Annotated in this window: 6 protein-coding genes; all 6 read right to left on the bottom strand. The window is 41.6% G+C overall.

Annotation, left to right across the window (positions count from 1 at the left end):
• The coding region (locus FNN08_RS11760) for a GTP-binding protein (RefSeq protein WP_260679335.1) at nt 1-257 on the bottom strand (257 nt) is incomplete at its 3' end.
• A gap of 61 nt (nt 258-318) precedes the next feature.
• On the bottom strand, nt 319-2,424 hold the full coding sequence (gene fusA, locus FNN08_RS11755; protein WP_143585965.1) for an elongation factor G: 2,106 nt from the start codon (nt 2,422-2,424) through the stop codon (nt 319-321).
• Between the two features lie 88 nt (nt 2,425-2,512).
• Nucleotides 2,513-2,986: a 30S ribosomal protein S7 gene (rpsG, locus tag FNN08_RS11750; RefSeq protein WP_143585963.1), complete on the bottom strand. Its 474-nt coding sequence runs from the start codon at nt 2,984-2,986 to the stop codon at nt 2,513-2,515.
• Between the two features lie 82 nt (nt 2,987-3,068).
• Nucleotides 3,069-3,443 (bottom strand): 30S ribosomal protein S12, encoded by a 375-nt coding sequence (rpsL, locus tag FNN08_RS11745; RefSeq protein WP_044836295.1) that lies wholly within the window; start codon nt 3,441-3,443, stop codon nt 3,069-3,071.
• A 228-nt stretch (nt 3,444-3,671) separates the two neighbouring features.
• Nucleotides 3,672-7,886, bottom strand: a complete 4,215-nt coding sequence (gene rpoC / locus FNN08_RS11740) for a DNA-directed RNA polymerase subunit beta' (RefSeq protein WP_143585961.1) — start codon at nt 7,884-7,886, stop codon at nt 3,672-3,674.
• Between the two features lie 86 nt (nt 7,887-7,972).
• Nucleotides 7,973-11,998: a DNA-directed RNA polymerase subunit beta gene (rpoB, locus tag FNN08_RS11735; RefSeq protein ID WP_143585959.1), complete on the bottom strand. Its 4,026-nt coding sequence runs from the start codon at nt 11,996-11,998 to the stop codon at nt 7,973-7,975.
• Between the last annotated feature and the right edge of the window lie 44 nt (nt 11,999-12,042).

Genomic DNA, 12,042 nt, shown 5'->3' with positions numbered 1-12,042 from the left:
GCGTGACCAGGACAATCTACGTGTGCGTAGTGACGAGTTTCTGTATCGTATTCGATGTGAGAAGTATTGATTGTAATACCACGCTCACGCTCTTCTGGAGCGTTATCGATTTGTGCGAAATCACGAACTTCACCACCGTGTACTTTTGTAAGTACAGCAGAGATAGCAGCTGTTAAAGTTGTTTTACCGTGGTCAACGTGACCGATTGTACCAACGTTTACATGTGGTTTCGAACGTTCAAATTTTTCTTTAGCCATTTTTCTAATACCTTAAAGTTATAAATTGCTCGGTTTATTAACCAAGCTAAAAGTTATTTGTTTAACCCATTCTTAATTGGGTTATTGCTTCTGCAACCTTTTTCGGTGCTTCACTATATTGTTGAAACTCCATAGAGTAAGATGCACGACCTTGGGTAGCACTGCGTAGTGCAGTAGAGTATCCAAACATTTCCGCTAGCGGCACAAGTGCATTCACTAACTTCAATCCAGCCATACCGTCTTCCATTCCTTCTATGATGCCACGACGTTTATTTAAGTCACCTACTACATCACCCATATTGGCTTCAGGAGTAGTTACTTCTACTTTCATCATTGGCTCTAATAATGCTGGGCTAGCTTGTAGCGCACCATCTTTAAAACCTAATGAAGCAGCAATTTTAAACGCCATTTCGTTTGAATCAGTTTCATGGATAGAGCCATCAAATAAGGTTACTTTTATGTCAAGCATTGGGAACCCGGCTAATACACCGTTGTTCATCTGCTCTTCACAACCTTTTTCAATTGCTTCCCAATATTCACGTGGTACAGCGTCTTCAGCAACCTTGCTTTCAAATTCGAACCCAGCACCTTCAGTGTTTGGTTCCATTTTAAGCCAAACGTGACCATATTGGCCGCGTCCACCAGCGTCTCTGATAAACTTACCTTCAACATCCACTGACTTGCGGATAGTTTCACGGTAAGAAACTTGCGGTGTACCTACGTTACAATCGACTTTAAATTCACGTTTCATTCGATCAACAATGATATCTAAGTGAAGTTCACCCATACCAGAGATAATCGTTTGTCCCGTTTCATCATCGGCTGTAACACGAAATGATGGATCTTCTGCAGCCAATTTACCTAATGCCAAGCCCATTTTGTCTTGGTCGGCTGTGGTTCTTGGTTCTACAGCAACCGAGATAACTGGTTCAGGAAACTCCATACGCTCAAGTGTAATCACATGAGCTGGGTCACATAATGTTTCGCCCGTTGTTACGTCTTTCAGACCAATAAGTGCCGCGATGTCTCCAGCGCGAACTTGTTTGATCTCTTCACGATCGTTGGCATGCATTTGTACAATACGACCAATACGTTCTTTTTTAGACTTAATAGGGTTGTACACTGTGTCACCAGAGTTAACCACACCCGAATATACTCGGATAAAAGTTAATGTACCTACGAATGGGTCGGTAGCGATTTTAAACGCTAATGCAGCAAATGGTGCATTATCGTCGGCTTCGCGTTGCCCTTCAGTTTCGTCTTTGTCGTTATTGATACCCGTTATCGCTTTCACTTCTGTCGGCGAAGGTAAGTATTCAATTACGCCATCTAGTACGGCCTGAACACCTTTATTTTTAAAGGCAGATCCACAAGTACAAAGAATGATTTCATTATTAAGGGTACGTTGACGTAATCCAAACTTAATGTCAGCTTCAGATAATTCACCTTCTTCAAGGTACTTATCCATTAATTCTTCCGTTGCTTCTGCTGCTGATTCAACTAAGTGTTCACGCCACTCATCTGCTAAATCAACCATATCCGCAGGAATATCTTCATATGTGAAGGTCATCCCTTGGTCAGCTTCGGTCCAATTAATCGCTTTCATCTTGATTAAATCAACCACACCAGCAAACTCTTCTTCAGCACCAATAGGCAATTGCATTGGTACAGGATTCGCACCAAGGCGATCCTTCATTTGCTGAATTACATCGAGAAAACTGGCACCCGTACGGTCCATTTTGTTAACGAATACTAAACGAGGTACTGCGTATTTTTCCATTTGGCGCCAAACGGTTTCAGTTTGAGGCTGAACACCAGATGAAGCACAAAGTACTAATACAGCACCGTCAAGAACTCGTAATGAACGTTCAACTTCGATAGTAAAATCAACATGCCCTGGAGTATCAATAATATTAATACGGTGGTCATCAAATTGACCTTGCATTCCTTTCCAGAAACAAGTGGTAGCAGCGGATGTGATAGTGATACCACGTTCTTGCTCTTGTTCCATCCAGTCCATGGTTGCAGCACCGTCATGTACTTCACCAATCTTATGAGAAAGACCAGTATAAAATAATACACGTTCGGTTGTTGTCGTTTTACCAGCATCTACGTGCGCACAAATACCGATGTTACGGTAGCGCTCAATAGGAGTTGTACGAGACAATATAAAATCCTCTTTCTAAAGTCTGCTTATTTAAAGCAACCTTAGATTGCAGAAAAGGATAGCCATTAACATGGCTATCCAGTCGTTATTACCAGCGGTAATGTGCGAAAGCTTTGTTCGCTTCAGCCATACGGTGAACGTCTTCACGTTTCTTAACAGCTGAACCTTTGTTGTCAGACGCATCTAACATTTCGTTAGCTAGGCGCTGAGCCATTGATTTTTCACCACGTTTACGAGCAGCATCAACTAACCAACGCATGGCTAGAGCATTACGACGTACTGGGCGAACTTCAACTGGAACCTGATAAGTTGAACCACCTACACGACGAGATTTAACCTCGACTTGTGGACGGATGTTATCTAGAGCGATTTCGAAAAGCTCTAAATGTTCTTTGTCAGTGTTTTTCTCAGTTAAGATGTCTAGTGCACCGTAAACGATTTTTTCTGCTGTCGATTTTTTACCATCAACCATAAGGATGTTGATGAATTTTGCTAAAAGTTCGTTTTTGAACTTCGGATCTGGCAAGATTTTTCTTTGTCCTACGACACGTCTTCTTGGCATTTTATGTACTCCGATTGTAATTTCAGGAATTTCCCAAAACAAAAGTTAATATAGGTTGTTTGGCCTTACTTGACGGAGTCCGTTAAGATTTAGGGCGCTTAGCACCGTATTTAGAACGGCCTTGTCTTCTGTCGTTAACACCAGAACAATCTAGTGCACCACGAACGGTGTGGTAACGCACACCTGGTAAATCTTTAACACGACCACCACGAATTAAAATTACGCTGTGTTCTTGTAAGTTGTGACCTTCACCACCGATGTATGATGTAACTTCGAAGCCGTTAGTTAAACGAACACGAGCTACTTTACGTAGTGCTGAGTTAGGTTTCTTTGGTGTAGTTGTATACACACGAGTACATACGCCACGACGTTGTGGACAAGCTTGTAACGCTGGTACGTTACTTTTAGCTACTTGTCTAACACGTGGTTTACGTACTAGTTGATTAATAGTTGCCATTAAAGGGCTCCTGATTAGTTAAATATGTGCTTATATCACAGTTTTTTTCTGTGAATTTCGCACGCTCATAAACGTGAAAAACCGCGACCCCAGTTATAGGGTCGCGGAATTTTATAGGTCAAGCACCTAACTGTCAAGGTTTAGTACAAAAGATCCTTGATCTTTTTTGTACAAAAACTAAGCCAGAGGCAGTAAAAGCTAATTAGCTTTTACTGCAATAAGGTTTAGTTATTCGTCAGCACCTGACGTTAAACCACCTAACAAGTCTGCATTTAATGCATCCGTTAGTGCTTGTTCTGCATCTTCAGCTGATACAGTTACTTCTTCTACCACTTCTTCGTTGCGTTGTTTCGCACGATTTTGGTGATAAGAATAACCAGTACCTGCAGGGATAAGACGACCAACAATTACGTTCTCTTTAAGACCACGTAAGTCATCTTTCTTACCAGCTACAGCAGCTTCAGTTAATACACGAGTTGTTTCTTGGAACGATGCCGCTGAAATAAATGATTCAGTAGCAAGTGAAGCCTTAGTGATACCAAGCATTAATACTTGGAATCCTGCTGGAGTTTTACCTTCAGCTTCTAATTCACGGTTAGCAATTTTAACGCGTGCCACTTCAACTTGTTCACCAACTAAGAATTCACTGTCACCTGTCGAAGTGATTTCACACTTACGGATCATTTGACGAACGATTACTTCGATGTGCTTATCATTGATTTTTACACCTTGTAAACGGTATACATCTTGTACTTCGTTAACAATGTAATTAGCAACATGATCGATACCACGTAAACGTAAGATGTCATGTGGAGACTCAGGACCATCGGCGATAACCTCACCTTGTAGAACTGATTCACCTTCGAACACGTTAAGTTGACGCCATTTAGGGATCATCTCTTCGTATACTTCACCACTTGGTTGAGTGATTAGTAAACGACGCTTACCTTTTGTTTCTTTACCGAAACCGATAATACCAGTTTTCTCTGCAAGGATAGCAGGCTCTTTTGGTTTACGAGCTTCAAATAAGTCAGCAACACGAGGAAGACCACCGGTAATATCACGAGTTTTTGACGACTCTTGTGGGATACGTGCAAGCGCATCACCGATATTAACTTCAGCACCATCTTCTAGGTTAACAATAGCGTTTGCAGGTAAGAAGTATTGTGCAGGAATCTCTGTTCCAGCGATCATTACGTCTTTACCTTTCTTATCAACTAGTTTCACCATAGGACGCATTTCTTTACCAGCAGAACCACGTTGTGCAGGGTCAATAATTACGATACTAGATAAACCAGTTAACTCATCTGTTTGACGAGTCATGGTTACTGAGTCGATAAGGTCAACAAATTTGATCTTACCAGCTACCTCAGTAATGATTGGATGCGTATGCGGATCCCAGTTAGCGATTGTCTCACCAGCTGTAATTGCTTCACCATCAGCTTTCGCTAAGATTGAACCGTAAGGAACTTTATAGCGCTCTTTCTCACGACCTAACTCATCAATTACTGTTAGTTCTGATGAACGTGAAGTAATTACAAGTTTCTTGTCTGAGTTAGTAACGAATTTAGCGTTTTGTAGCTTCAATGTACCAGTGTTTTTAACTTGTACGCTGTTTTCAGCAGATGCACGAGATGCAGCACCACCGATATGGAACGTACGCATCGTTAACTGTGTACCTGGCTCACCGATTGATTGAGCAGCCACAACACCGATAGCTTCACCTTGGTTGATCATATGACCACGTGCTAAGTCACGACCGTAACAGTGAGCACAGATACCAAAGTCAGTATCACAAGTGATGATTGAGCGAACCCAAACTTGGTCTACAGAGTGTTCTTCTAACGTGTCACACTTAGTTTCGTCAAGTAATGTGTTACGAGCGAATAATACGTCTTCTGTGCCAGGGATAAGTACGTCTTTACAAACTACACGACCTAGTACACGTTCACGTAATGGTTCTACAACGTCACCGCCTTCAATAAGCGGAGTCATTAATAGACCTTCTTCGGTGCCACAATCTACTTCAGTTACAACTAAATCTTGTGCAACATCAACTAAACGACGAGTTAAGTAACCCGAGTTAGCTGTTTTAAGTGCCGTATCGGCCAAACCTTTACGAGCACCGTGAGTAGAGATGAAGTATTGTAATACGTTCAGACCTTCACGGAAGTTCGCTGTGATTGGCGTTTCGATGATTGAACCATCTGGCTTAGCCATTAGACCACGCATACCGGCTAACTGACGGATCTGAGCGGCACTACCACGAGCACCAGAGTCAGCCATCATGAATATAGAGTTGAATGAGTCTTGCTCTTCCATCTCGCCATCGCGGTTTTCAATAGACTCTTTCGATAAGTTGTCCATCATAGCTTTCGAAACTTTTTCGTTAGCAGATGACCAGATATCGATAACTTTGTTGTATTTCTCACCAGCAGTTACAAGACCAGATTCAAATTGCTCTTGGATCTCTCTAACTTCTTCTTCAGCAGCGTCGATGATAGTGTATTTCGCATCTGGAATTACCATATCGTCGATACCAACTGATGCACCCGCGATCATCGCGTAGTGGAAACCAGTGTACATAATGTGATCGGCAAACATTACTGTCTCTTTTAAACCAAGGTTACGATACGCGTGGTTAATAAGAGTAGAGATTTGCTTCTTACCTAATGGTTGGTTAATCAACTCATAAGGTAAACCTTTAGGACAAACCATCCATAAAAGTGCACGACCAACAGTTGTATCGATAAGAGATGTAACATCTTCACCGTTAACAACTTGATTAATACGAATTTTTACACGTGCGTGTAATTCTGCAGCGCCAGTACGGTATGCTTTCTCTGCTTCTTTAACAGATTTGAATACCATAGCTTCACCTTTACCGTTAACACAATCACGTGTTAAGTAGTAAAGACCTAATACAACATCCTGTGAAGGAACGATGATTGGGTCGCCGTTTGCAGGAGATAAAACGTTGTTAGTAGACATCATTAACGTACGAGCTTCCATTTGAGCTTCGATTGTTAATGGTACGTGTACCGCCATTTGGTCACCATCGAAATCGGCGTTGTATGCCGCACAAACTAGAGGGTGTAAATGGATTGCTTTACCTTCAATAAGAACAGGTTCAAACGCTTGGATACCAAGTCTATGAAGAGTTGGTGCACGGTTAAGCATAACCGGATGTTCACGGATTACTTCATCAAGTACATCCCAAACTTCACCTCCTTCACGTTCAACTAGTTTCTTAGCCGCTTTGATTGTAGTCGCTAAACCACGAGCTTCTAATTTACCGTAGATGAAAGGTTTGAATAATTCTAATGCCATCTTCTTAGGAAGACCACATTGGTGTAAACGTAGAGTTGGACCTACTGTGATTACAGAACGACCAGAGTAATCTACACGCTTACCAAGTAAGTTCTGACGGAAACGACCTTGCTTACCCTTGATCATATCAGCAAGAGATTTAAGAGGACGTTTGTTAGAACCAGTAATTGCACGACCACGACGACCGTTATCTAATAGAGCATCAACAGACTCTTGTAACATACGCTTTTCGTTACGCACGATAATGTCTGGTGCTACTAAGTCTAGTAGACGTTTTAAACGGTTGTTACGGTTGATAACACGACGGTATAAATCGTTCAGATCAGACGTTGCAAAACGTCCGCCATCTAGTGGAACTAGTGGACGTAGATCTGGTGGAAGGATCGGAAGAACCGACATTATCATCCATTCTGGCTTGTTACCAGATTGAGCGAATGCTTCCATTAATTTAAGACGCTTAGTGATCTTCTTACGCTTTGTTTCACTACCGATTTCAGGTAGTTCTTCACGCATTTGCGCGATTTCGCCTTCAAGATCTAATTCTTTTAATAGGGCTAAAACTGCTTCAGCACCCATTTTCGCATCAAATTCATCACCGTGTTCTTCAAGAGAATCTAGGTACTCTTCTTCGGTTAAAATTTGGCTACGCTCTAATGTAGTCATACCTGGCTCGGTAACTACATAAGATTCGAAATATAAAACGCGTTCAATATCACGCAATGTCATATCTAGTAATAAACCGATACGAGATGGCAATGATTTTAAGAACCAGATGTGAGCAACTGGGCTAGCTAATTCGATGTGGCCCATACGGTCACGACGAACTTTAGTTAGCGTTACTTCAACACCACATTTTTCACAAATAACACCACGATGTTTAAGGCGTTTGTACTTACCACATAAACATTCGTAATCTTTTACTGGTCCGAAAATACGGGCACAAAAAAGACCGTCACGCTCTGGCTTGAACGTACGGTAGTTAATCGTTTCTGGCTTTTTAACTTCACCGAAAGACCATGAACGGATCATGTCTGGTGATGCTAGGCCAATTCGAATACCATCGAATTCTTCTGTTTGATTTTGTTGCTTAAGAAACTTAAGTAAATCTTTCACACTCTGTCTCCTGTCGGAGTTAACATCTAGGGAGAGCTTTACGCCCTCCCCGTATACTGTCTAATAAATTAGTTCAGCTCTGCAGGTTATTCCTGATCCAGTTCGATATTGATACCTAACGAACGGATTTCTTTCAACAATACGTTGAACGATTCAGGCATGCCTGGTTCCATACGGTGATCACCATCAACAAGGTTCTTGTACATTTTAGTACGACCGTTAACGTCATCTGATTTAACCGTAAGCATTTCTTGTAGGGTATATGCAGCACCGTATGCTTCAAGTGCCCATACTTCCATCTCACCGAAACGCTGACCACCAAATTGCGCTTTACCGCCAAGTGGTTGTTGCGTTACTAATGAGTAAGAACCAGTTGAACGTGCATGCATCTTGTCATCAACTAAGTGATTCAGTTTCAGCATGTACATGTAACCTACAGTTACAGGACGCTCAAATTCGCGACCAGTACGGCCATCGAATAAAGTGAACTGACCGCTTTCTGGCATATCTGCTAGGCGGAATAACTGCTTAATTTCTTTCTCTGCTGCACCATCAAATGCTGGTGTTGCAATCGGTAAACCGGCACGTAAGTTATTCGCTAAGCGTCTAACTTCGTCATCAGAGAACGACGCGATGTCAACTTCTTGGCGTGTTTCACCAACGTTGTATACATCTTGAATGAATTCGCGAAGTTTCGCTAATTCTTGTTGCTCTTTGATCATACGGTCAATCTTCTCACCGATACCGCGACAAGCCATACCTAAGTGAGTTTCAAGAACCTGACCGATGTTCATACGTGATGGTACACCTAACGGGTTAAGCACGATATCTACCGGCTCACCGTTCTTGTCATGTGGCATATCTTCCACAGGAACAACGTTAGAGATAACACCTTTGTTACCATGACGACCAGCCATTTTATCACCTGGTTGTAGGCGACGTTTAACAGCTAAGTAAACTTTAACAATCTTAAGCACGCCAGGTTGTAAGTCATCACCTTGAGTGATCTTACGACGCTTAACTTCATATTTCTTATCGAAGTCGGCACGAATTGCTTCGTATTGCTCAGCAATTTGCTCAAGTTCAGTTTGTTGGCCTTCATCTGCTAAGCTTTGTGTTAACCACTGGTCACGAGACATACCGTTAAGGTCTGAGTCATTTAAGCCTGCAGTTAATAATAAGCGCTTAGCACGTGCATAAATACCGTCTTCTAAAATGCTGAATTCATCGCCAAGATCTTTCTTAACTTCTTTCAATTGCATTTCTTCGATTTCAACGGCACGAGCATCTTTTTCAACGCCGTCACGAGTGAAGACTTGAACATCGATGATAGTACCTGAAACAGAGTTTGGTACACGTAACGAGCTGTCTTTAACGTCAGCTGCTTTTTCACCGAAGATGGCACGTAAAAGTTTTTCTTCTGGAGTTAATTGTGTTTCACCTTTAGGAGTAACTTTACCCACTAAGATGTCACCACCATTAACTTCAGCACCAATGTATACAACACCTGATTCATCTAATTTAGATAATGCAGATTCACCAACGTTAGGAATATCAGAAGTAATTTCTTCTGAACCTAATTTAGTGTCACGAGCGATACATGATAATTCCTGAATATGAATAGTTGTGAAACGATCTTCTTTCGTTACACGCTCAGAAATCAACATTGAATCCTCGAAGTTATAACCATTCCAAGGCATGAATGCGATACGCATGTTTTGACCAAGAGCCAAATCACCTAAATCGGTAGATGGACCATCGGCTAACACGTCACCACGTTGCACTGGTTCGCCAACATTACAAGTTGGACGTTGGTTAATACAAGTATTCTGGTTTGAACGAGTGTATTTAGTTAAGTTATAGATATCGATACCGGCTTCACCAGCGTGCATTTCGTTTTCGTTAACACGAACAACGATACGACTTGCATCTACATAATCAACTACACCACCACGTTTAGCTACTGCTGTTACACCTGAGTCAACTGCAATAACACGTTCCATACCAGTACCAACTAAAGGCTTATCAGCTTTTAATGTAGGTACGGCTTGACGTTGCATGTTCGCACCCATTAAGGCACGGTTAGCATCATCGTGTTCTAGGAACGGGATAAGTGATGCCGCAACAGAGATAATCTGTTGTGGTGAAACATCCATATACTGAACTTGTTCTGATGACATAAGAGTAAATTCATTCTTATGACGACAGTTTACAAGACCTTCAGTAAGCGCTTTATTAGCGTCAACAGCTGCGTTCGCCTGAGCGATTACGAAGTTACCTTCTTCGATAGCTGAAAGGTAGTCAATTTCGTCAGTTACTACACCGTCAATTACTTTACGGTACGGAGTTTCTAAGAAACCGTAGTCGTTAGTACGAGCGTAACAAGATAACGAGTTGATCAAACCGATGTTTGGACCTTCCGGAGTTTCGATTGGACATACACGACCATAGTGAGTCGGATGTACGTCACGTACTTCGAAACCTGCACGTTCACGTGTTAAACCACCCGGACCTAAAGCAGAAATACGACGTTTATGCGTTACTTCTGATAACGGGTTGTTTTGATCCATGAATTGCGACAACTGTGAAGAACCAAAGAATTCTTTAACAGCTGCTGAAATAGGCTTAGCATTGATTAAATCTTGTGGCATTACTGCGTCAAGATCTCCTAATGATAAACGTTCACGTACAGCACGCTCTACACGAACTAAACCAACACGGAATTGGTTTTCAGCCATTTCGCCAACTGAACGAATACGACGGTTACCTAAGTGATCGATATCATCAACTTCGCCTTTACCGTCACGGATAGCGATCAACGTCTTCATTACTTCGATAATGTCATCTTTCGATAAGATGCCAGAACCAGTACTTTCGCTGCGACCTACACGACGGTTAAATTTCATGCGACCAACAGTTGATAAGTCGTAACGCTCGTCTGAGAAGAATAAGTTCTCAAATAAGCCTTCAGCTGCATCTTTTGTTGGTGGCTCACCTGGACGCATCATACGATAGATTTCAACTAATGCTTCTAAGCGGTTAGTTGTGCTATCAACACGTAAGGTGTCTGACATGTATGAACCACAATCGAATTCATTCATGTATAGTGTTTCGAATGACTTAAAGCCAGCTTCTGAAAGTTCAGCAAGCAACTCTAATGTTAATTCGGTATTTGCTTCAGCAATTACTTCGCCAGTCGATTTATTTACATAAGCTTTCGCTAATGAACGACCTACGATGTATTCTGCTGGTACGTCTAATGTCGTTACACCTTCTTTTGCAAGAGTACGAATATGACGAGCAGTAATACGACGACCTTGTTCTACAAGAACGTCTTTACCTAGTTTGATATCAAACGTTGCAGTTTCACCGCGTAAACGTTCTGGCACAAGCTCCATAACTAGCTTGTTCTTTTTAATATCAAAACGGGTAGTTTCAAAGAATATTTCTAAGATTTCTTCTGTAGAATATTCTAATGCACGTAAGATAATTGACGCAGGTAATTTACGGCGTCTATCTATACGAACAAATAAGTTATCTTTTGGATCGAATTCAAAGTCTAACCAAGAACCACGGTAAGGAATAACGCGTGCGTTATATAATACTTTACCTGATGAGTGAGTTTTACCTTTATCGTGATCAAAGAAAACACCTGGAGAACGGTGTAATTGTGAAACAATAACACGCTCAGTACCATTGATTACAAAAGTACCGTTGTCTGTCATGATTGGGATTTCGCCCATGTAGACTTCTTGTTCTTTAATATCTTTAACTGTACCGGCTGCAGCTTCTTTATCGTAAACTACCATTCGTAGTTTCACGCGTAATGCGGCAGAGTATGTTACACCACGGATTTGACATTCTTTAACGTCAAATAATGGCTCACCTAAACGGTAGCTAACATATTGTAATTCTGAATTACCAGAATAACTTTTTATTGGAAATACACTACGGAAAGCGGCTTCAAGGCCAACTGCGCCCGTCGAGTCGATATCAATAAACTTACGGAAAGATTCAAGTTGGATAGATAGAAGGAATGGATAGTCCATTACTTTCTTGCTCTTACCAAAATCCTTTCTAATTCGTTTCTTCTCAGAATAAGAGTAAACCATGGGTTCCTCATCTTGCTGGTTATGGCCGAATCTGTCTTTGCAGA

Origin of the sequence: Thalassomonas sp. M1454 (assembly GCF_007097525.1) — a bacterium.
Lineage (GTDB): Bacteria > Pseudomonadota > Gammaproteobacteria > Enterobacterales > Alteromonadaceae > Thalassotalea_A.
The sequence above is the reverse complement of the archived record's forward strand: the minus strand, read 5'-3'. Positions and strand labels throughout refer to the sequence as shown.